General features: G+C 32.6%; 26 protein-coding genes and 1 tRNA gene. 19 read left to right on the plus strand and 8 right to left on the minus strand.

Annotation, left to right across the window (positions count from 1 at the left end; genetic code table 11):
• Positions 1-12: 12 nt before the first annotated feature.
• Both FC72_RS00985 and FC72_RS00990 read left to right on the plus strand, forming a co-directional pair.
• Complete coding sequence (locus tag FC72_RS00985) at positions 13-531, plus strand: adenine phosphoribosyltransferase (RefSeq protein WP_057763841.1); 519 nt, start codon at positions 13-15, stop codon at positions 529-531.
• A gap of 23 nt (positions 532-554) precedes the next feature.
• A tRNA-Ser gene (locus FC72_RS00990) sits at positions 555-642 on the plus strand.
• A gap of 163 nt (positions 643-805) precedes the next feature.
• On the opposite strand, the gene FC72_RS00995 is transcribed toward FC72_RS00990, so the two are convergent.
• The gene (locus tag FC72_RS00995; protein WP_057763842.1) at positions 806-1,429 is read right to left on the minus strand and encodes a hypothetical protein; all 624 of its coding nucleotides are present in this window, start codon (positions 1,427-1,429) and stop codon (positions 806-808) included.
• A gap of 262 nt (positions 1,430-1,691) precedes the next feature.
• Positions 1,692-2,315, minus strand: coding sequence for a hypothetical protein (locus FC72_RS01000; RefSeq protein WP_057763844.1), 624 nt, complete (start codon positions 2,313-2,315; stop codon positions 1,692-1,694).
• Positions 2,316-2,695: 380 nt separating this feature from the next.
• Here FC72_RS01000 and FC72_RS01005 point away from each other — a divergent pair, with 380 nt between their 5' ends.
• From FC72_RS01005 to FC72_RS01015, 3 genes are all read left to right on the plus strand, one after another.
• Positions 2,696-3,307: a GNAT family N-acetyltransferase gene (locus FC72_RS01005; protein WP_057763846.1), complete on the plus strand. Its 612-nt coding sequence runs from the start codon at positions 2,696-2,698 to the stop codon at positions 3,305-3,307.
• 14 nt (positions 3,308-3,321) lie between these two features.
• A complete protein-coding gene (gene map / locus FC72_RS01010) occupies positions 3,322-4,104 on the plus strand; it encodes a type I methionyl aminopeptidase (RefSeq protein ID WP_057763848.1) in 783 nt (260 codons plus the stop codon).
• A 94-nt stretch (positions 4,105-4,198) separates the two neighbouring features.
• Positions 4,199-5,056 (plus strand): SDR family oxidoreductase, encoded by an 858-nt coding sequence (locus FC72_RS01015; protein ID WP_057763850.1) that lies wholly within the window; start codon positions 4,199-4,201, stop codon positions 5,054-5,056.
• A 48-nt stretch (positions 5,057-5,104) separates the two neighbouring features.
• Here the strand turns inward: FC72_RS01015 and FC72_RS01020 are convergent, their stop codons facing one another.
• A complete protein-coding gene (locus tag FC72_RS01020; RefSeq protein ID WP_057763852.1) occupies positions 5,105-5,848 on the minus strand; it encodes a sulfite exporter TauE/SafE family protein in 744 nt (247 codons plus the stop codon).
• A gap of 73 nt (positions 5,849-5,921) precedes the next feature.
• On the opposite strand from FC72_RS01020, the gene FC72_RS01025 reads away from it, so the two are divergent.
• From FC72_RS01025 to FC72_RS01035, 3 genes are all read left to right on the plus strand, one after another.
• Complete coding sequence (locus FC72_RS01025; protein ID WP_057763854.1) at positions 5,922-6,473, plus strand: TetR/AcrR family transcriptional regulator; 552 nt, start codon at positions 5,922-5,924, stop codon at positions 6,471-6,473.
• Between the two features lie 124 nt (positions 6,474-6,597).
• A complete protein-coding gene (locus FC72_RS01030) occupies positions 6,598-7,152 on the plus strand; it encodes a M15 family metallopeptidase (RefSeq protein WP_057763856.1) in 555 nt (184 codons plus the stop codon).
• Positions 7,153-7,238: 86 nt separating this feature from the next.
• A complete protein-coding gene (locus FC72_RS01035; protein ID WP_057763858.1) occupies positions 7,239-7,739 on the plus strand; it encodes an acyl-CoA thioesterase in 501 nt (166 codons plus the stop codon).
• Here the strand turns inward: FC72_RS01035 and FC72_RS01040 are convergent, their stop codons facing one another.
• Positions 7,740-8,309, minus strand: coding sequence for a TMEM175 family protein (locus tag FC72_RS01040; RefSeq protein ID WP_057763860.1), 570 nt, complete (start codon positions 8,307-8,309; stop codon positions 7,740-7,742).
• Between the two features lie 138 nt (positions 8,310-8,447).
• Between FC72_RS01040 and FC72_RS01045 the strand changes: the two genes are divergently transcribed.
• A complete protein-coding gene (locus FC72_RS01045; RefSeq protein WP_057763863.1) occupies positions 8,448-8,876 on the plus strand; it encodes a universal stress protein in 429 nt (142 codons plus the stop codon).
• A 225-nt stretch (positions 8,877-9,101) separates the two neighbouring features.
• On the opposite strand, the gene FC72_RS01050 is transcribed toward FC72_RS01045, so the two are convergent.
• Complete coding sequence (locus FC72_RS01050; protein WP_057763865.1) at positions 9,102-9,629, minus strand: phosphatidylglycerophosphatase A family protein; 528 nt, start codon at positions 9,627-9,629, stop codon at positions 9,102-9,104.
• Positions 9,630-9,649: 20 nt separating this feature from the next.
• Positions 9,650-10,306 carry an HD domain-containing protein gene (locus FC72_RS01055; RefSeq protein ID WP_057763867.1) on the minus strand — a complete coding sequence of 219 codons (657 nt, stop codon included), beginning with the start codon at positions 10,304-10,306 and terminating at the stop codon, positions 9,650-9,652.
• A 109-nt stretch (positions 10,307-10,415) separates the two neighbouring features.
• On the opposite strand from FC72_RS01055, the gene FC72_RS01060 reads away from it, so the two are divergent.
• The 3 genes from FC72_RS01060 (at position 10,416) to FC72_RS01070 (ending at position 13,107) form a co-directional block, all read left to right on the plus strand.
• Complete coding sequence (locus tag FC72_RS01060) at positions 10,416-10,979, plus strand: peroxiredoxin (protein ID WP_057763869.1); 564 nt, start codon at positions 10,416-10,418, stop codon at positions 10,977-10,979.
• Positions 10,980-11,331: 352 nt separating this feature from the next.
• Positions 11,332-12,093, plus strand: coding sequence for a nicotinamide riboside transporter PnuC (gene pnuC, locus FC72_RS01065; protein ID WP_057763871.1), 762 nt, complete (start codon positions 11,332-11,334; stop codon positions 12,091-12,093).
• Positions 12,094-12,198: 105 nt separating this feature from the next.
• Positions 12,199-13,107 carry an alpha/beta hydrolase gene (locus tag FC72_RS01070; protein WP_057763873.1) on the plus strand — a complete coding sequence of 303 codons (909 nt, stop codon included), beginning with the start codon at positions 12,199-12,201 and terminating at the stop codon, positions 13,105-13,107.
• Between the two features lie 28 nt (positions 13,108-13,135).
• On the opposite strand, the gene FC72_RS01075 is transcribed toward FC72_RS01070, so the two are convergent.
• On the minus strand, positions 13,136-13,513 hold the full coding sequence (locus FC72_RS01075; RefSeq protein WP_057763876.1) for a hypothetical protein: 378 nt from the start codon (positions 13,511-13,513) through the stop codon (positions 13,136-13,138).
• Positions 13,514-13,619: 106 nt separating this feature from the next.
• Between FC72_RS01075 and FC72_RS01080 the strand changes: the two genes are divergently transcribed.
• Positions 13,620-14,366: a TraX family protein gene (locus tag FC72_RS01080; RefSeq protein WP_057763878.1), complete on the plus strand. Its 747-nt coding sequence runs from the start codon at positions 13,620-13,622 to the stop codon at positions 14,364-14,366.
• A 37-nt stretch (positions 14,367-14,403) separates the two neighbouring features.
• Here the strand turns inward: FC72_RS01080 and FC72_RS01085 are convergent, their stop codons facing one another.
• A complete protein-coding gene (locus FC72_RS01085) occupies positions 14,404-15,582 on the minus strand; it encodes a cation:proton antiporter (RefSeq protein WP_057763880.1) in 1,179 nt (392 codons plus the stop codon).
• Between the two features lie 78 nt (positions 15,583-15,660).
• Here FC72_RS01085 and FC72_RS01090 point away from each other — a divergent pair, with 78 nt between their 5' ends.
• From FC72_RS01090 to FC72_RS01115, 6 genes are all read left to right on the plus strand, one after another.
• Positions 15,661-16,419 carry a formate/nitrite transporter family protein gene (locus FC72_RS01090; protein WP_057763882.1) on the plus strand — a complete coding sequence of 253 codons (759 nt, stop codon included), beginning with the start codon at positions 15,661-15,663 and terminating at the stop codon, positions 16,417-16,419.
• Positions 16,420-16,489: 70 nt separating this feature from the next.
• Positions 16,490-17,095, plus strand: a complete 606-nt coding sequence (locus FC72_RS01095) for a pentapeptide repeat-containing protein (RefSeq protein ID WP_057763884.1) — start codon at positions 16,490-16,492, stop codon at positions 17,093-17,095.
• A gap of 66 nt (positions 17,096-17,161) precedes the next feature.
• On the plus strand, positions 17,162-17,623 hold the full coding sequence (locus tag FC72_RS01100) for a GAF domain-containing protein (protein WP_057763886.1): 462 nt from the start codon (positions 17,162-17,164) through the stop codon (positions 17,621-17,623).
• A 140-nt stretch (positions 17,624-17,763) separates the two neighbouring features.
• Positions 17,764-18,717 (plus strand): quinone oxidoreductase family protein, encoded by a 954-nt coding sequence (locus FC72_RS01105; RefSeq protein ID WP_057763888.1) that lies wholly within the window; start codon positions 17,764-17,766, stop codon positions 18,715-18,717.
• 2 nt (positions 18,718-18,719) lie between these two features.
• Entirely contained in the window at positions 18,720-19,169 is a 450-nt protein-coding gene (locus FC72_RS01110) for a MarR family winged helix-turn-helix transcriptional regulator (RefSeq protein WP_057763890.1), read from the plus strand.
• Positions 19,170-19,246: 77 nt separating this feature from the next.
• Complete coding sequence (locus tag FC72_RS01115) at positions 19,247-19,789, plus strand: 5-formyltetrahydrofolate cyclo-ligase (protein ID WP_057763892.1); 543 nt, start codon at positions 19,247-19,249, stop codon at positions 19,787-19,789.
• Positions 19,790-20,144 lie beyond the last annotated feature (355 nt).

The raw sequence follows: 20,144 nt of genomic DNA on the forward strand, positions 1-20,144 counted from the left end.
GAGAAATTTAAGATGGATATTGATTTTAAGAAATATGTTGCTGATGTTCCGGATTTCCCAGAACCAGGTGTACTATTTCGTGACATTTCACCATTGATGTTAGACGGCAAAGCTTACGCTGCTGCTACTGATAAAATAGTTGAGTATGCCAAAAGCCGTGGGGCTGAAATGATTGCAGGACCTGAGGCTCGTGGATTTATTGTTGGCTGTCCAGTGGCTTACAGATTGGGAACTGGTTTTGCTCCAGCTCGCAAAAAAGGTAAGTTACCTCGTGAGACAGTTTCTGTTACTTACGACCTAGAATATGGTCAAGGCTCTTTGTATATGCAAAAGGACTCGATCAAGCCAGGTCAAAAAGTATTAGTTGTTGATGATTTAATGGCAATTGGTGGCACATTAGCCGCTACGATCGACCTTGTTGAAAAATTGGGCGGAGAAGTTGTCGGAACAGCATTTTTAATTGAATTGAAGGACCTACATGGTCGTGATAAAATCAAAGGGTACGACATGTTCACTTTGATGCAATATTAATAGCGGGCTAATGCCCTTATTATGGAGAGTTGGCAGAGTGGTAATGCACCGGACTCGAAATCCGGCGAACCCGTTAGTTCGGGCGCGCAGGTTCAAATCCTGTACTCTCCTTAAATTGAATAGAATAGAACGGAAGTTCGTAAAATAAAAAGTGGGAAAGCTGTTATATTAGCTTTCTCACTTTTTTGTTTTGTAAAGAATAGAATAGAAAGTAAAAACGTTTTGCATATAATTTTGCACGTCTAAGACTTAGATTTATTTTTGCGGTGGACTGTTACTGTATTTGTCCTTGCCATGATAAATTATTGAAACCAACGGTAACATTTATTCCATCATGTTTAAGACCGACACCTATTCTTAATTGTGCGTTTTGTCCTTCTGTCAATGTATCAGGGATGCCATTATCACGATTAGATGATTGGGTGCCGATAGTTCCATTAGAATCAGCTACAGATAATTCAGAACCGTCAAAATCATCGAGTGGTACAGTACCTTTGATAGCGGTAACAGTATAGTTAACTAGCACATACTGTTTCATACCCTCATAATTATGAGAAATATCAGTAACCATATCATTGTTTGCGTCTACTTTTTGTACAGAATCAATTTGTATTTGTGCTACTAAATTACCCTTACCAACCATATCACTTTGACCAAATATCATTGTTTTTTTAGAACTATCATTTGAAGATGAAGAACTCTCGTTATTTGGTGAGCTTGATTTATTATTGTCTAAAAGTTCATCTGTATTGGTCCTAAATGGTTTTACAGTTAATATTTTTGACTTTTTATATCCATTTAAGAAAACTGTCAATTTGTATTTTCCAGAATAATACAACGTTAATGTTTCATCACCTGACTCAGCTTTTTTAGTGCCCATTTTAGTATTATTTGACATATCAATTACAGTGTATTTATTACCTGGATTAGTGTGAAAATTAAATTTTGCTTCGACTTTTTTATTTAACGTTACCCTAGAATTATCTACTTTAAGAAATGGTTTTTCGTTGCTTTTAATATTTTGAAAAATAGAAAATAAAAAATAAATTCCAACTATGATAAGTAACCATATCCACCATTTTTTGTAGAACGTTTTTTCCGTTTTCTGTTCATTCGCAATCTTGATCCAGTTTCCATATTTATCCCCTAAATAATTAAGCTTATTTTTGCCATTTGAATTCTTTAAAATTAGTCATTTTAGATCTACCAGTGTAGTTACCATCTTCATAGACTATGGTGTTCATTCCGTCCTTATATTTATAAGATTTTTTTGTATTTGTTTCAGATAAGATTTCAATAATTATATTTTGAGCTTTCAATGCCACCTCTGATTTATTAGAATTGGATAATGTGTCAAATTCCGTAATCATATATACGTCAATTCTATCAGAGTCAACTTGTTTAATTTTTGCTATATACGTTGACCAGCTGAAATTCTCATTAGGAGTTCCAGTGTCAGTTGGTTTACCATTTTCGTCTAAACTACCATTAGCAAATCCTTGATCTTGCTTTAAAATTTTAGCAGCATATTCGTTGGTTTCAGAGTATTTGGAAACACGTTTTTTACTTTTTAATTTAGGTTTCTTAGGCTCAGATTTTTTTATTTCAGTTTTTTGTTCAGATTGATGGTTATCAGTTTTCTTTTTTGGTGACACTATTGTGAATAGTGACATTACTATAAATATCATTAATATGATAAACCAGATCTTTTTATAAAATGGTTTTTTCGATTTTTTTCTGCGTCGATGTATTTCTGATCTAGAATGAAACTGATTATTATTCATATTTATAACCCCCTGATAGTGAAATTATATCAAATATGACAACTCATAAGTGGTACTGCAACTATTTTTTGGGACAATAAAGGTACTTATTTTGTTGGGTTATCGTAAGGTTCCCCTTTATGGGACATATTTCTAATAATCCATCTAATTGTTTAAGAGTATCCATAACAAAGATTCCATAGTATCTTTGGATGACTTGATATTTTATATGTAATTATTTCGATATTAAAAATGTCTAATATTGAGGACAAAAAGCATATCTGTGCAAGTGACAAGTGTGTAATATCAGTATCAAATTATATACTCAGTATTCATCACTTATTTTTTATATATTCACTAAGTGTTATGATTCTAACTGCATAGATTAAACTGGAGGTAACATGGTAATTAAAATCCAAGAATTAAAAAAGCAAGACTTGTCCAAGCTAGCAAGTTTTTCAGCAGTAGGAATGAATTTTGATAGATATACTGATTCTAAAATTGCTGAAAAATTGTATGCCGAATATTTTGTTCGAGATGCCTGGATCAATTCAACCGTTGCTATTGCAGCTTATGATGAAGATGAACTTTGCGGAGCAATAATGGCTAAATTTGATAATGAAGTAATTCTAGGCCAAAGTATTTTTGATAGATTTTATGTAGATTCGTTCAAGAAAGCTATGGGATTAGTATTTGATCGAAATTCTAATGTATATGAACAGATAAATCAGACTATGTTGAATAATTTAGAAATTAATTTACATATGGATGGTGAAATACTTTTGTTTGCAGTTGATCCTAAACAAAATAGCAAAGGTATCGGAACAAGATTATTAAATGAATTGGAAAATCAATATTCTGGTAAACAAATATACTTGTTTACTGACAGTAATTGTTCATATCAATTTTATCAACACCGAGGATTTAATCAGGCAGATGCCAGAAGAATGGTGGAACCTGGAAGAAACAATGGCGACAAAATGACGTGCTTCTTATTTAATAAACAACTTTAAAGGGGGATTTTGGATTGATAACATTAAAATCAGATAGAGAAATAAAGGGTATGGAAAAAGCTGGCGAAATCTTAACTGGCTTATTTCATGAATTAGAAGACTACATTAAACCAGGTATGAGTACGTGGGAGATCGATAAGTTTTCATATGAATATATTGTTGGTCATAACGCTACTCCAGGTGAATTGAATTTTGAAGGATATAAGTATTCGACTTGTATAAGTGTCAATGACATGATTTGTCATGGATGTCCAAGTAAGGATATTATTGTAAAAGATGGGGACCTGATAAAATTAGATACAGTTATTGAGTTTGATGGCTATTTAAGTGATGCTTGCCATGCTATTGTTGTTGGTAATGCTTCACCAGAAGTGCAAAAACTAATGGACGTAACTTTAAAATCGCTGTATTTAGGTATTGATCAAGCTGTTGTCGGTAATAGAATTGGCGATATTGGAAATGCAATTCAAACTTATGCAGAGAATTTAGGTTATGGGGTCGTACGAGATTATATTGGACACGGAATCGGACCAACTATGCACGAATTACCTGATGTTCCACACTACGGAAAGCCAGGACATGGGACTCGTTTAAAGGCCGGAATGACTATTACGATTGAACCGATGATAAATGTCGGTGATTTTAGATGCAGTGACCCAGCAGAAGATGGTTGGACGATTTATACGGTGGATGGAAGTTTAAGTTGCCAATATGAACATACTATTGTAATTACTGATAATGGACCTAAGATCTTAACATCATTTGATAAAACAAGGGATGCTAAATATTTGTATTAAAGAGTTTCTGAATAATACTCAGAAGCTTTTTTATTTGCAAAGCTGTAACAAATAAAGTAACATGTAATTATCAACTTTTGAGGAGTTGTTAAATATGAAATATTTTATTACTGGTGTAACCGGTCATTTAGGATCACAAATTTTAAAAGAAGTAATGAAACTCGTTCCTGTATCTAATATAAGTGTTGGGGTACATACTGTAAGTAAAGCTCAGAATTTATCTGATAAAGGGTTAGAAGTTTTACCAGTTGATTATATGAATGAAGATATGATGATAACTTCTCTAACTAATAAAGATGTTTTTGTTTATGTACCAAGTAAAAGTCATGATAGCTTTAGTCGAGTTACAGAATTAGAGAATGTAATAAATGCGGCGGAAAAAGCTAAGGTTGGACATATTTTGGCTATGGGATTTATTGCAGATCAAGAAAACAATCCATTTGATTTGTCAGCTTTTTATGGTTATTTACCACGTCGCTTAGCAGAGTCTGATTTGAAATTTACTATTATCAAAAACGCCTTGTACGCTGATCCATTAGTTCCATATTTACCTGAATTAGTTGAAAGAAAAAATGTAATCTATCCAGTAGGTAATCAAGCTTTAACGTTTATTAGTTTGGAAGATAGTGCCAAAGCATTTGCTAAAGTTGCAACGTCTGATGAACTGAGAAAAGATGGAAAAATATATACTTTAACTCAATCTAGAAATTATACTATGACTGAACTAGCGGGTGTTTTATCCGAAGTGTCAGGACATGAAATCGGATATCAACCCGTTACATTACAAGAGTTTTCTGATATGTATAACCAAGGTGGAGAAGGCCATATGCTGGGATCTATGTACCATGCAGGTGCTATGGGACTGCTTGATGTGGTAACTGATGATTTTCAAAAGATAATGGGTACTCCAGCAACTGATCTCAAGTCATTTTTAAAGTCAAAATTAAATTAAAAAAAGTACAGAATATATGATGTTCAACATCAATATATTCTGTACTTTTTAAATAATCATTTTAATACCCATAAATATAATTAATACTGACATTAACGGTTTAACATAAGTGTTAAATTTAATTGGATTTACTTTTGATAATAATCTAGGTGCTACGATAGCTCCGATAATTGCACCGATCATCAAACTGATACCTATAGACCAATCAATATTTCCATTCAAATGGAAGATCAATCCAATTGCACTAGTTCCAACTAATACGTATGATGATGTCGCTACGGCTCTCACCATATCGAGGTTAAGTAATAGTAAACCTGCTAGTATAGGTCCACCACCACTTAGACCAGCAACACCAACCATTAATCCGCTAATGACACCAAATAATGTTGCTTTTAGATTGTCAAATTTAGATTTTTTCTTGTTTTTACTTGGGAAAATAAATTGAACTAATATTTGGATACCAAGAATAATTAAAATGATAGCGATTATCCAAGTATAGATAATTTTTGGAATGTATGGAGATAATAATGAACCTACAATAGTTGCTGGAATGGCGGCAATAATCATTCTATTTCCTACTTTAAAACGAATATTTCCGGTTTTGTAATGTCCAATTGATCCGACCACTAAGGATGGAAAAGCAGTGAACAGTGATGTCGCTGCGGCTACTGGTCCACTGAGATGAAATAAACTAGTTAAAACACCCAGATATAGAGCACCACCTCCACCACCGGTAGATAACACTAATAGTCCTATTAGAAAGCCAATTATTATTAATGATAAATAGGTCATGAATACATCTCCTTGCTTACAATTAGTAATTCTAATTTACAAAGTGTAAAATGTAAAGTGAGGAGTGTCGTTAATGGTACAAAAACGTGATTTATCAAAGCAAAGAATTATACAAACAGCAAAAAATCTTATTTCAGATAGTGGATCCCAGGCCGCAACATTTGCAAGTATCGCTAAAGCTTTAGATTGTAGAACACAAGCATTATATTTTTACTTTAAAAATAGGGATGAATTGAATCAAGCAATAGCACAAAATTATTTATTATCATTAAAAGAAGTCTTAAAGACTGAATGTTTAGGATATAGTGGCAAGAATGGACTGATAAAGATGGCAAAAGTCATGCGTGAATATGGGCTTAATAATTTATCATTATCAATTCTTACTATGGAGTCGCTAAATTTATCTACTAAAGAATCTTATAAAAATATTGTTGATATCAATTCAATGATGAGAGTATTCATGAAAGGTTTTGTTCAGGATTCAGCCAAAGAGATGACCATTACTAGAGGAATTCGCGGATTGGTGATCGGTGAAGTAGTGAGTGAGAGTGTAGGGATGTTTCATAATCCATTAGTTAAGAACACTCAAAGTTTTGAGGAAAATCTTCACAAAATAATTGGCTAATTTAATGATCTAGTGATTTTTGTGTAGCGCTTACATCGTTGATATAACACATGAGCATGAAAAGTGATTACTCATAAATATCTTAGTATACTGAAGACTAATACGTATTTATGGAGGGTACCCTATGTCACAAGAAAAATCAGGTTTTACTAATATCCAAACGTTAGACCCTAGTATTATTGTTGACTTAAGATATGCGACCACAAATAATTTTACAGGACAAGTTGTCTATGATTTTACAACGGCAATAGCTAGAACAGGTACAGCAAAAAAGTTAGCTAAAGCAAGTTCAGACCTTAAGGAACAAGGTTATAGATTAAAAGTTTGGGATGCATACCGCCCCGTTTCTGCGCAGGAAAGGTTGTTTGAAGTTTATCCAGATCCTTCATTTGTAGCAAAACCCAATCCTAATTTTTCGCATCAAAAAGGTGTTACGTTTGATTTAACTATTTGTGATTTGGAAGGGAATGAAATGCCAATGCAAACAGAGTTTGATAATTTTACTTCAGCGGCTTTCAGGAATGCCAAAAGAGAAGCAATTCATGACAAAAATTATCAAATTTTGAATAATGCCATGATCAAAGCGGGCTTTGTAGGATATGAAAATGAGTGGTGGGATTATCGTGATAATGAGATGGATTCATATGGTCCAGCCAGTGCTGATCCTAATGAGTATTAATTTTTACTTCACAATGTTAAAAGAATGTGATTAATAGTACAATTAACTCATAGTGTTAAAAATATAATAAGTGAAGGAAGTTAAATATGAGTTCAATTGACTGTTCAAGAACCTTGTCTATCAGTAATCATCGAGTATTTTCATCAGATCTTAATGAGCATAATACTGTATTTGGTGGTAAGATCCTTTCGACGATCGATGATAATTCCTCAATTCCAGCATCTAGAGTTGCTAGAATTGAAACAGTCACCGCTTCAATAGATCAAGTTAATTTCATTTTACCTTTTAAACTTCAAGACTCCATGTGTACTGAATCGTATGTTTCAGGTGTAGGTAGTCGGTCAATTGAGGTATTTACGAAAATTATCGGTGAACATTTAAAAACAGGCGAAAGATTTTTAGGATTGACATGTTTTTCAACTTTTGTTGTTATAGATAAAAATATTGAGTTACCAAGTATTCACCCTGATAATCCAGAAGCAGAATATGTTTGCCAAGGATACAAAAAGCGTCAGGATGAAAGAATGAAGAAACTGCTTACACAAGAAAAGTTTAATGAGAATATAAGTTTAGATTTTCCTTGGTAATTATACTTTTCTCAGTATAAAAGCTACTGTCGAACGTATAAATAAGCTTAAAATTACTAATATTAATAAGCTAGGTGGGTAAATTCCACCTATTAATAAGTAACCAAAACTACTGATCAGCATAATCAATGCTGATCTTTTTTCTTCTAAATCATGTTTATTAATTTGTGTGCTATCAATTAAAATCAATCTAAATAACAAATATTGGAAGAAATTAGCGGAAGTCAGTATTAGAGCAAAAGTAATGACAGTAATTTTTGAGAATAAATTATTATTTAACCAAGCAGTAGCAAATGGTATTAAAGAAACGGTTGTTAAAAAGCACATATTTAAAATCATAAGATGACTCTTGACTTCTTTAATTGAGTTAAACATTTCTTGATGAAAAAACCAATACTGAGAAACCACGTCAACACTGATTAAATAAATGATAATTTCTTTTATTAATTGATGTATTGATGTTGCTGATACTGACTCTGGAACTTTTATATTTAAGACCATAATTGTTAATACAACAGCAAATATTCCATCCGAAATGGCATCTAATCTGCTCTTAGAATTTTTAAACATAATTGACACCTCGTACGTAGAATCTTACTACCTATCGTCTAGATGTGCATCTAACTTGACTATTGACTAATTAGTGATTTCTTGTTAATGATACTTCGATTATATAGTCTTTTATTAAAAGACTAGGAGGAGATAACTATGTTTAAGACAATTTTGATAGCGTTAGATGGTAGTCCAGTATCGTTTAGAGCTTTAGAGATGGGAATGGAGATGGCAAAGAAATTTGATTCTAAGATTGTTGCCACTTCAATTGTTAATGTCGATAATCTTCCCGTAAATGTGGGTGTAGATTATATGCCGGATTTGGTTCATGATGTTAAAAAGCAAAATAATCAAATACTAAGAACTGCAGAACGTCAACTGGTAAATTCAAAGATGTTTTATGAGATTGTTTCAAGAGAAGGTGACCCAAAGTCCTTAATAGCAAAAGTAATTCCTGACAATATTAATGCTGATTTAATTATTATGGGAAAAACAGGAAAGGGTATGATGACTAAAATATTTATGGGATCAGTTGCCAGGTATGTTTCTGAGAATTCAGAACTTCCTGTTTTATTGGTAAATTGAAAGAGTGCCACAAAAGGTGGTCTGCCACGGGAGCATAGCCTAGAGGTTGCAGCCTTTTGTGGCACGTTTAGGATGTAAAAGTTTGTAACTACAAAATTCATCATAATCGTGAAGTGATACACAACTTTTCCGATTAAAATAAATGACTCCACCAATCCAATTTTGGATTGATGGAGTCATTTGTTTTAATACTTGAAAGCTAAACGTGTATCATTGCATTTTCTTTTATTTAGCTTCGTTAGATAGTAATTCTTGAACAGCCTCTTCATTATGTGCTAGCCAGCCACATGCAGCAGCAGCTATAGCGCCAACTAAATCATCTAGGAAAACATTAATTTTTCCGGTAGACTTGTCATTTAGTTTTGATAAAATACCGTGTTTTAATTTATCAACATAACCATAGTTTGTTACAGAAACTGATCCATAAAGACTGGCTAGAGTTATTGCCATATTTTCATCAATGCCATATGTTGATTCATCAGTTTCCATAATTCGTTGCATAGGAGATGATAGTAATCCCTTTTCTGCAAGAACATCTAGCTCAATACCTGTCATAATGGCATTTTGAGCCTCACGTTTATGGAGGACTTTGTTGATAGCGTGGATTGCCAATTCTTCATCTAGTCCATCTACATAATCTTTTTCTAAGAATATAACTATTTCTGCAATATCTTTTAGATGCACGCCACGTTCTTTTAAATTTCTAACAATGTGGTTGTAATATTCTTGATCCTGTTGTTTGAATGATGTCAAAATTAAACACTCCCTCAGGTTTATTTTTCGCCGTTCCATTCATTCTTAAATTCATTTAAAAATTCCATCATGAACTCTTGGCGTCTTTCAGCTATTTTTATAGCAGTATCTGTATTCATCATATCTCTTAATTTGATTAATTTCTCGTAAAAATGGTTGATAATAGTTTCGTTGCTTAAATTTCTATATTCTTTTTTATCCATATTGACCCTAGGTTGAACCGCAGGATCATAGATAACTTGTGCGTTTGCACCACCGTAATAAATGGCTCTAGTAATTCCGATTGCGCCAATGGCATCTAAACGATCAGAATCTTGGACGATTTGTCCAGCTAGAGAAAGTTTTGGAGGATTTTTACTTAATGTTTTACTAAATGATAAATTATGAGTTATATATATAATTTCGTCAATTTGTTTGTCTGTTAATTCAATGTTTTTAAGAAAGCTGGCTGTCTCATTTTCCGATTTTTTTGGGTCATCAACTAATTTGTCATCAGCGACATCGTGTAAGTAAGCGGCGCCGTAAGTAATAAGTGGGTCTGCTTTTTCAGTCAAAAGGATCTTGTCGACATTTTTAATAACACGTTCAATATGGTCAAAGTTATGCCCAGTAGTATCATTATGCATTTTTTTGAATGCAAAATTTTTAATTTCTTTTATTTGCTGTTTTAGTTCCATAATTATCTCCTGTTTTTATATAAATATCTTATCAAATATGAAATATATTTAGAATTAATAGTGATAGAGTATAAGTGTAACTAATTAAGTAAATTTGGGAGGACTAGTAATGAATTACATTAACAAAGAATTACCTGATTTTGATGTTAAAGCTTACCATAATGGTGAGTTGGTGAATTATAAGAAGAGTGATCTTTTAGGAAAATGGTCAATTTTATTTTTCTATCCAGCTGATTTCTCTTTTGTTTGTCCAACCGAACTTGAAGATCTAGAAAGTTCGTACTCAGAATTTAAGAAAAACAATGCAGAGGTTTATTCTGTTTCTGTCGATAGTGAGTTTTCACATATGTCGTGGGCTCAAAATACAGAGACTATTAGTAAACTAGAATATCCAATGCTATCAGATCAAAAACATGAATTGGCTGATTTCTTCGATTTAATTGAAGAAGATAGTGGACGTGCATATCGTGGAGTATTCATTATTAATCCTGAAGGAATTATCAAATCATATACGATTAATGCTATGGGTATTGGACGTAACGCTCAAGAGATCCTTAGAACTTTACAAGCTGCACAATTTGTTGCTGAAAATGGCGATAATGTTTGTCCTGCTAACTGGCATCCCGGGGAAAAGACAATTAAACCAGGGGCTGACCTTGTAGGTAAAATTTAAATTAATTTAAAAGCCGGAAATCCTCCGGCTTTTTTAATTATCCATATATTGTGCCTGATACACAGTTTACCACTTCATATGGTATATTTAATCTTTAAAAAATTTATACAGTGATAAATTTTATATAACTCCTTGTGCCCCTAAGTATATTCAAATTCGATAAAATAATCACAAAATAAATTGTTTAAAAAGGCTTGATTTGGGTATGGGTGTTAGTGGTATGATTTTAACCGTTGTCTGTCAGGTGAACAGACGTTTGATTGTATGGACCGATTTATTTTATATATCCTAGGTTAATTTAATGAAGTTCTGTCACCAATTCGAGGGGGAATGTTTTTGATGCATTCTCAAAATGAGGAGAAGATTTTTTATGACGAGTATTTTCAGCCCCAAGTGGTACGTTGAACAAATGAAACATTGGAGTTTCAAGAGCTATATGCTTCTTATGTTTGGTTTAGGTGCTATCACTGCTTCAACACTTTCAAGCCACATCACAACCATTGCGATCCTAACTTGGTTTGCAGGTGTGCTTGGATTTACATGTACAGTAGCTATTACAAATGCTAAACCTTTAAATGGTGTTTTAGGTCTAGTTTCAGCTTTGATCTATATCATTGTAGCTATAAATGCTAAAAACTTTGCTGACGTTGTTTTACAAGCTAGTTATATTGTACTTTTAGATATTCCAGTTTTAATTAGTCCACAATGGGCTAAGGATGCTGAAAAACATATTCATGGATTAACAGCTCCCAAATGGTTGTTAACGGCATTATTCTTCTTTGCATCATGGGGATTACTATATTTGATGGATACACAGATCTTTATTAGTCCAAGACCAATTATTGATTCAGTTGCTAGTGCTATTGGTTTTACTGGTGCATTGTTGTGTACATTACGTTTCCGTGAACAATATTATTTCTGGACAGCACAAGGTGTTATGTCAATTGTTTTATGGGGAGTTACTGCTATGCAAGGTGACGCAAGTCCTGTATTGTTCCTAACATATATTATGTACTTTATGAATGATATGATTGCATTCTTTGATTCACATACACATTGGTTCCATAAACCAGCCGCTGTAAATGAAGAAAAACTTCAAGAACAAGCAGATTAATATTTTTAAAAAGTTCATTTTTGTTAACGCAAAGATGGACTTTTTTTGTTCCCTAATTGTCAATTTTAGTTTAGAATTTATTAAAATTGAAAAAAGGATATAAAAATGAAAAAGGGATTAAAAATATTTTTAGTAGTTTTAATTGGTATTTTACTTGCTGCCGATTTAGGTGGAGGCGCCTATTTGTTTAATTTTGCTTTTAAAAAGGGTAATTATAGTAGCAAAGATGCCAATATGGAATTAAAGGGAAATGACAAATGGTTTGCTTCACAAAAACAAACTATTTGGACAGAAAAATCAAAAGATGGTTTAAAGTTAAAGGCACGTTATTTACCAGCAACCAAGAAGACTAATAAAACTGTGGTAGTTATTCATGGGTATGGTAGTGCCAGCAAGTACATGGGATCTTTTGTTAAAATCTTTCATGAGGCAGGTTATAATGTCTTAGCTCCAGATAATCGTTCTTTTGGGATGAGTGAAGGGGAATACGCAGGCTATGGGTGGTCAGATCGTAAAGATATTACAGGTTGGATCAATCGAATTAATAAGAAGGATCCTCACTCACAAATAGGGATGTACGGTATTAGTATGGGTGCGGCAACTGTTATGTATACATTAGGAGAACATCCCAAAAATGTAGATTTTGCGATTGCTGATTGCGGTTATTCAACAATATCTGGTGAGTTGAACTATCAGTTAAAAGAAATGTTTAATTTACCTAGTTTTCCATTAGTTCAGACAGCAGCTATTTATTCGAAGATATTTGCGGGATACAATTTTTATCAAGCTGATACAAAGAATACGTTGAAGAATAATCATGTACCACTATTCATTATCCATGGCTCAAAAGATACTTTTGTACCAGTATCTAATGCATATATCAATTATAAAAATGCCAATGATTCTAAGAAATTATGGATTGTTAAAGATGCTGAACATGGAAAGGCATATAAAACAGATAAAAGAGAGTACACTCATAAAGTTGATGATTTTGCTCAAAAGTATTTCAAATAAAAAGACGGCCTGGGCCGCCTTTTTTAGTTTATAAGGTAAATGTATCCTGATAATCATCGACATTGTTATGGTATTTTACAGATACGGTATTTATCAATTCAACAGGTACGTGTCGTACTTGTTTGGGATTTATTTTAGTGTTTACTAAACCGTTAAATTCTTCATCATTGAATAAAATTGAATCAATTATTGCTGAAGATTTACCAGTGTTTTTAATTAATATATTATTATTAGAATAAGTTACATTTAGATAAGGACGCTGATTTAACTGAATTAAATTATTTTGTTGTTTTATTGAATTATTGACTTTAAAGATATTAATTGATATCAAGATGATACCTACTATTAAAGATACGGCTATTACAATTAAAGAAATAGAAATAGTGAATTGATTGAATAATGTCATGTTTGACTCCTTACGATTTTGTAAGCTACTCGAACATATCTGAAAGCTCTATTTACTCTCTTCTATTTATCAATAATAATATTAATGATAGATAGAGGAGAGATAAATGCAAAAGTTTACCTATGATCGAGAAGTTTTTAAAATTATATTAATGCTACTTATGGTATTAGACCATATACCATATTTTATTTCACCATATTTGGCAGATACTTTCCACCTAGTTACTAGAGTTGTAGCGGTTGGTTTTGGATATTTAGTAATTGAGGGTTTGAGATATACCCATAGTAAAAGAAATTATTTGTTAAGACTACTTAGTTGGGGAATTTTCATGGCGGTTGGGAATTTTGCTATGAATCAGTTTTTAAAACCTGAATATAAAATGTCCATTTTAGGTGATAATATTTTCCTAACTTTAGCATTAGGAGCCGCATTAGTAATGCTTTGGAATTCAGATAGTCGCCGAAATAAGTTTATTTCCTTTACATTATTGCTTATTGGGTGTGTTCCCCTATTAGAGGGTAGTTACTTATTACTACCATTCATGTTTATTACTAATCTTACTTATGACGATTCTAAAAGAAGAGATTTATCTTATTTAGTCTTAGCTTTCTTTTTTTCCATAATTGAGATGTCGATGACTTTACCAGTTATCGACTTCAGTAACTGGGTAAACATTTACGACGGAATTGCCATGAATGCTAGTAGTATGTTCTTTATTTTGATTATACCAATGCTTCATTTATATAATGGCAGACAAGGCAAGATAGGAAAGAACTTTAAGTATCTATTTTATATCTTTTATCCAGCTCATCTTTGGATAATACATATTTTAGCCAACTATATGATCAAATAAAATTTATAAAAGTTGTTGTCCAAAAAAGCAATGCCAATTATTCGGCATTGCTTTTTTCACTTTTTGCGGAGGCAAGTATTTTATTAAATATCATTGGGCAAACTATACAGGTTATGATAGCAGCTAAAGTAATTGCTCCATTTTGTGCTTCCGTAATAATTTTAAGATTTTGTCCGACTTGTAAGATTGGTAATACCAAAGTTATCGTCGTTGACATTAATATTGCTGCTGCAAAAGAAAATTTACTTCCAAATCTGTGACGCAATATTAGGAAAATTATTGATTTTGCAAGAATAAAGGCTATAAAGAAGATTGGAATTAAAATAATTGCTTGTTTATCTTGCAACATTGTTCTTAGATTCAAATTGACTCCTGTAACAATGAAAAATATCGGAACAAAAAATCCATATGCCATTGAACTTAACTTTTCTTGAGTATCTGGTTTGGGATTAAGTAATTTCATTACAGCCCCGGCTAGAAATGCTCCTAGAATACTTTCAGCACCGATCTGTTCTGCTACGGTAACCAAAGTGAAAATTAGGAAGAAAGCTAAACGAATATCTAATTGAGTTGTTGACTTATCAACCTTGTCAAAGAATGAGTAAACTTTTTTGAATCGGCTTAATAAGATAATTGCCACGATAAAAATTGTAGGCAATAATAGGGCAGAAAAATAGTTCTTTTGTTGAATTGCTGAATAAATTGTTAAAGCTACTAGTGGGATAAATTCACCCATAGCTGAAATTAGTAATAGTGTTTGTCCGTATTCGATCTTTAATAATCCAACTTCAGTTAGTAAGGAAATAATAACACCTAAAGCAATCGTGCTGACCAAAATTGTAGATAGAATAATATTATTGAACAAACCAGTGTAATAAAGAATTAGACTTAATACGATCGACATCGCTAAAACTGACATAAAACTTCCAAATGCCAATCCTAATGGTGATTTTTTCCCATCCGAATCACCCTTTTTTTCGAATAGAGAAAAGTCGATCTCCATACCACCTAGGAAGATAAGCATAATAACACCTAGGTTTGCAAGATATGTCAATGTATCGCTGGGCTGAATTATGTCAAACCCTGTTTTACCAATAATAATTCCCATTATAATCTCGGCAACGGTTCCAGGTATTCTTGTAATACGAAATCTTGCCATGATCAACGGGGTAGCCAAAGCGGCAAACAAGGTAATTAAAACTGAAAATTTACTCATAAGGTTTCCTTCTTTTGTATAATTAAAAATTATATGAATAAGGTTATTTTAAACCATTAATGGGGGATGAGTAAAAAAATGTATAGTCCAGAACAAATTTTAGAACAAAGTATTGATAAGGGTACTAAAAAGGTCCAAAAGACGATTTTAGCAAAATTAATTCTAGGATTTGTTGGTGGAGCAATGATAGCACTGGGGTTTTTGGCTGATATTAGGGTTTCTGCTTCTATTCCGACTAATTTATCAAGTATTGGTGCATTAGTTGGTTCAGTCGTATTTCCGATTGATTTAATTGTTATTTTGTTGGCTGGCGGAGAACTTGTGACTGGAAATATGATGGCTGTTAGTATGGCTATGTATGATAGAAAAGTCTCAGCTCTAGACTATGTTAAGAACTTGTTAGTTATTACTACCGGTAATATTATCGGAGCAATTTGTATTGCATTTTTTTTAGGACATTTTGTAGGTTTAACTCATATTGGAATATTTAGAGATGCAGTAATTAATATGGCAACTGCTAAAGTTGCAAGTCCCTTTTGGCAAAGTTTTGTTTCGGGAATTGGATGTAATTGGTTTGTTGGAATTGCTGTCTGGTTATCGTTTGGGGCAAAAGATGGTGCTGGAAAAATACTTGGAATTTGGTTTCCAATTATGATTTTTGTGGCTATTGGACTACAACATAGTATTGCAAATGCTTTTTTGATCCCAGCGGCCATCTTTGAAGGTGGATTGACATGGATAGATTTTATTAAAAATATTATTCCAGTTTATTTGGGAAATATAGTTGGTGGAGCCATATTTGTTTCAGGAATATATTATTTGAGTTATAGAAAATAGAATTTGAATAATGAATTTTTAGAATGTTATTCTATAATCATTGAAAAAATTTATCAATGGAGTGGAATAAGTGGTTGAACCAATTGAAAAGGTAGTTAATGAGACGTTAAATTTGAATCAAATTGAAGATGGATATTATTATCAAACATGTCATTTTAAATCTTATAGTGATTCTATGAGTTTTACTGATATTATTTTTGATCATTGTGAGTTTGACCAAACAGACTTTAGCCGAATAAGTTTTGGTAATATTGAATGGCATCATAGCCAATTGGCCGGTGCAAAGTTCGATAGATGTAATTGGTATAATTGTAAAATATCTAGTATGCAATTATCAGGTGCCGATTTTAATAATGGATACTTTAAAAATACACATTTTCGTGATTGTAAGATGCCTTATGCTAATTTTACTGAGAGTAAATTTGAAAAGATAAGTTTTTTTAATTGTGATCTTACAGGAAGCTTTTTTCAGGCTCTAAAAGTTAAAAAAGGTATTTCTTTTACTGGATCGATATTGAATGACTCAAATTTTGGTGAGACGAAACTTAAGGGATTTGATTTTAAAGACGCAGAATTTAACAATATAGTTATTAGCCCGGAACTAGCAAAAGGATTGGTGGTAAATCAATATCAAGCAGCGATCCTGATTGGATCTTTTGGTATCAAGGTTGAATAATAAAAAATTATTATTCTAAGTGGTATACTGATTTACATCATTTTAAATGTTTGAGAGGGACTATATATGGCAGATACAAAGCTATCACTTATTAATAAACAATTAGATGCTTTACTTTTCAATGAAACAAATTTAGTTGCTAATCTTGCAAATGCAAGTGCATTGATCAATGACACATACAGTGACTTAAATTGGTCTGGATTTTATTTATATAATAACGAGACTGATGAGTTGGATCTTGGCCCGTTTCAAGGTAAAGTCGCATGTATGCATATTAAAAATGGCTCTGGAGTAGTTGGTACAGCCTTCAAAGATCAAAAGATCCACCGTGTTGCTAATGTACATGATTTTCCTGGCCATATTGCATGTGATAGCGCCAGTAATTCTGAAATCGTTGTACCAATAACTAAAGATGGAAAAAAGATCGGTGTTTTGGATATAGATTCGCCATCATTAAACAGATTTACCGAAGAGAATGAACAAGAATTGAAGCAATTTGTTGAAGTATTAATAGAACATTTAAATTAATCGTTATTAAAACTAACCATTTGGTTAGTTTTTTTTTGAATAAATTTATTTGCATTTTGCACATATCGGTGTTAATTTAATTAGGTGCAAAACACACATATTATACAAAACATAAATTTTAAAAATGGGGTAACAATATTATGAAAGCAGCAATTATTAAAGAAAAGGGAATGAATCCTGTTTACGGTACATTCCAAGAACCAAAAACTAATGGCAATAATATAGTAGTAGATGTCACTGCATCAGCATTAAGTAATTTGACAAAGATGCGGGCAATGGGTAAACACTATTCAGCCAGTCCTGTGTACCCAAATTGCGCCGGAACAGATGGTGTAGGAGTTGTCGATGGAAAAAGAGTATATTTTCTAGCTACCAATGCTCCATTTGGTACTTTAGCTGAAAAAACTCTTATTAATAAGGATTTAATGATTTCATTACCAGATGGTATTGATGACGTCACTGCCGCAGCAATTGCTAATCCTGGAATGTCATCATGGGCTGCATTAGTTGATCGTGCACATTTTAAGGCTGGACAAACGGTTTTGATAAACGGGGCAACAGGTACGGCAGGAAGTTTAGCTGTAAAAATTGCCTATCATTTAGGAGCAAAAAAAGTAATTGTGACTGGAAGAAATATAGATAAACTAAATAAGCTAGGTGCTGATTCAGCAATCAATTTTGATATGACAGATGATAATGGCATTGGTAACTTTACTGAAGCTCTGGCAGATGAATGTTTAAACGGAATTGATGTAGTTTTAGATTATTTATGGGGTGATAGTGCCTTATCCATTATGACTGCCATTGCAAAATTTAGTAAAAATAACGGAACAAAGTTTATTAGTATTGGTGCAGCTTTAAAGCAATCAGATATATCATTACCATCGTCAGTTTTAAGATCATCTAAAATTGAAATAATGGGCAGTGGTGTTAAGAGTGTCGATATGTCACAACTAATCTCAGCAATTGATGAAGTATTTAAGTGGGCAGCTGAAAATGGTATTAATATGGATACAAATAATTTTGATCTGTCAAAAATAGAAGAAGCTTGGAAGGCACCACTGTCACCACGTGTAGTTGTGAAGGTGAGCTAAAGATGGAAAAAGAATTGATTCAAGCTTTAGTAACAATTGTTTCATTTTTTAATAGGACTGATAGAGATAAGGCATTCATAAAAGATGCAGGAGTTGATTTAGAAGCAACATCTTTTCAATTATTTGTAACAATAGGGCGTATGCAACCAACTAATGTTAGCGATTTAGCCAATATACTTGGGAAAAGCCATTCGAGTGTTAGTCGTCAAATTGATAAACTAGAAGAAAAGAAATTAGTTGTTACAAAAGCTGCGACAACAGATGCAAGGATAAGATTTATTCGATTAACAAAATCTGGAGAAGAATTGAAAAAGATACTAGATGCGGAAAGAATAAATAATATAAATAAAGCTTTAGCTGAATGGTCAAAGGAAGATAAAAATTCATTACTTGTTAATTTAAGGCATTTGGCTGAAACATTGAGTACATTTGATAAAGAAAATCTATATTAAAGACAAGCTTAATTGTTCCAATATTAAATCCATTAAGTGTAAACTAAATTTGAGTTCTGATTTGGAGGGAAAGTAATATCGATAAGAAAACATTGCGCCAAAAGCAGATTACTAAATTGAAAGAAAATCAAGCAAAGACACGACTTGAGGGTATTGAGTTATTAAAAAGGCTTGAAGTAACTCCTGAATGGAAGAGTGCAAAGTCTATTGCAACCACAATCAGTGGACCATTTGAAGTTCCAACTACACCAATTATTGAAGCAGCACAAGCTGAAAATAAGAAAGTATATTTACCAAAAACAATGCCACATCGACAAATGGCATTCTTACCATTTACAAGTAAGGACAATTTGGTGCGAAGTGATTTCGGAATACTTGAACCAATTTACGAAGAAGAATTAGTTAATCAATCACCAGATCTAGTTATTGTTCCAGGACTAGCCTTTGCTAAAGATTCAAACTATCGAGTTGGTTTTGGTGGAGGATATTACGACCGTTTCTTAGCTAATTATGTAGGTAAAACAGTCGCTTTAGTTCCCGATGCAATGAGTTTTGGTACAGCCAGTTGGAATATAAAGGAACATGATATAAAAATTCAGAAATTGATTTTTGCAGATTAAAGAGAGCGAAAAGAAACATGTTCAGCTTTCGAGCATTAAGGCAAACTAGCCTAGCAATCCAAAGGATTGTTAGGCTAGTTTGTTTTAAGCGGAAAAAGCTATGTTTCTTTTCGCGTTTAAGCAGCAAGTTTGAGAAAAAATAAGTAAAGCAATTCTATTTAAAATTGTTAAGGCCGGTTTGTTTTAAGTAAAAAAAGCTATGTTTCTTTTCGCGTTTAAGCGACATATATAGGAACGACTCTTCTCCCATAATAAAACACTTATTGATTGATTCAGGATGAGATGATAATCTTGTGTAGTAAAATATTCAATTTATAGGATGAGTTAAGAGGATCAATAATGGATAAGAAAATAA

Origin of the sequence: Companilactobacillus tucceti DSM 20183 (assembly GCF_001434665.1) — a bacterium.
Taxonomy (GTDB): domain Bacteria; phylum Bacillota; class Bacilli; order Lactobacillales; family Lactobacillaceae; genus Companilactobacillus; species Companilactobacillus tucceti.

Coding starts and splice junctions, on each gene's coding strand:
- FC72_RS00985 (WP_057763841.1), top strand. CDS start 13: ATGGATATTGATTTTAAGAAATATGTTGCTGATGTTCCGGATTTCCCA.
- FC72_RS00995 (WP_057763842.1), bottom strand. CDS start 1,429: ATGTCAAATAATACTAAAATGGGCACTAAAAAAGCTGAGTCAGGTGAT.
- FC72_RS01000 (WP_057763844.1), bottom strand. CDS start 2,315: ATGAATAATAATCAGTTTCATTCTAGATCAGAAATACATCGACGCAGA.
- FC72_RS01005 (WP_057763846.1), top strand. CDS start 2,696: ATGGTAATTAAAATCCAAGAATTAAAAAAGCAAGACTTGTCCAAGCTA.
- FC72_RS01015 (WP_057763850.1), top strand. CDS start 4,199: ATGAAATATTTTATTACTGGTGTAACCGGTCATTTAGGATCACAAATT.
- FC72_RS01020 (WP_057763852.1), bottom strand. CDS start 5,848: ATGACCTATTTATCATTAATAATAATTGGCTTTCTAATAGGACTATTA.
- FC72_RS01025 (WP_057763854.1), top strand. CDS start 5,922: ATGGTACAAAAACGTGATTTATCAAAGCAAAGAATTATACAAACAGCA.
- FC72_RS01030 (WP_057763856.1), top strand. CDS start 6,598: ATGTCACAAGAAAAATCAGGTTTTACTAATATCCAAACGTTAGACCCT.
- FC72_RS01035 (WP_057763858.1), top strand. CDS start 7,239: ATGAGTTCAATTGACTGTTCAAGAACCTTGTCTATCAGTAATCATCGA.
- FC72_RS01040 (WP_057763860.1), bottom strand. CDS start 8,309: ATGTTTAAAAATTCTAAGAGCAGATTAGATGCCATTTCGGATGGAATA.
- FC72_RS01045 (WP_057763863.1), top strand. CDS start 8,448: ATGTTTAAGACAATTTTGATAGCGTTAGATGGTAGTCCAGTATCGTTT.
- FC72_RS01055 (WP_057763867.1), bottom strand. CDS start 10,306: ATGGAACTAAAACAGCAAATAAAAGAAATTAAAAATTTTGCATTCAAA.
- FC72_RS01060 (WP_057763869.1), top strand. CDS start 10,416: ATGAATTACATTAACAAAGAATTACCTGATTTTGATGTTAAAGCTTAC.
- pnuC (WP_057763871.1), top strand. CDS start 11,332: ATGAGGAGAAGATTTTTTATGACGAGTATTTTCAGCCCCAAGTGGTAC.
- FC72_RS01070 (WP_057763873.1), top strand. CDS start 12,199: ATGAAAAAGGGATTAAAAATATTTTTAGTAGTTTTAATTGGTATTTTA.
- FC72_RS01075 (WP_057763876.1), bottom strand. CDS start 13,513: ATGACATTATTCAATCAATTCACTATTTCTATTTCTTTAATTGTAATA.
- FC72_RS01080 (WP_057763878.1), top strand. CDS start 13,620: ATGCAAAAGTTTACCTATGATCGAGAAGTTTTTAAAATTATATTAATG.
- FC72_RS01085 (WP_057763880.1), bottom strand. CDS start 15,582: ATGAGTAAATTTTCAGTTTTAATTACCTTGTTTGCCGCTTTGGCTACC.
- FC72_RS01090 (WP_057763882.1), top strand. CDS start 15,661: ATGTATAGTCCAGAACAAATTTTAGAACAAAGTATTGATAAGGGTACT.
- FC72_RS01100 (WP_057763886.1), top strand. CDS start 17,162: ATGGCAGATACAAAGCTATCACTTATTAATAAACAATTAGATGCTTTA.
- FC72_RS01105 (WP_057763888.1), top strand. CDS start 17,764: ATGAAAGCAGCAATTATTAAAGAAAAGGGAATGAATCCTGTTTACGGT.
- FC72_RS01110 (WP_057763890.1), top strand. CDS start 18,720: ATGGAAAAAGAATTGATTCAAGCTTTAGTAACAATTGTTTCATTTTTT.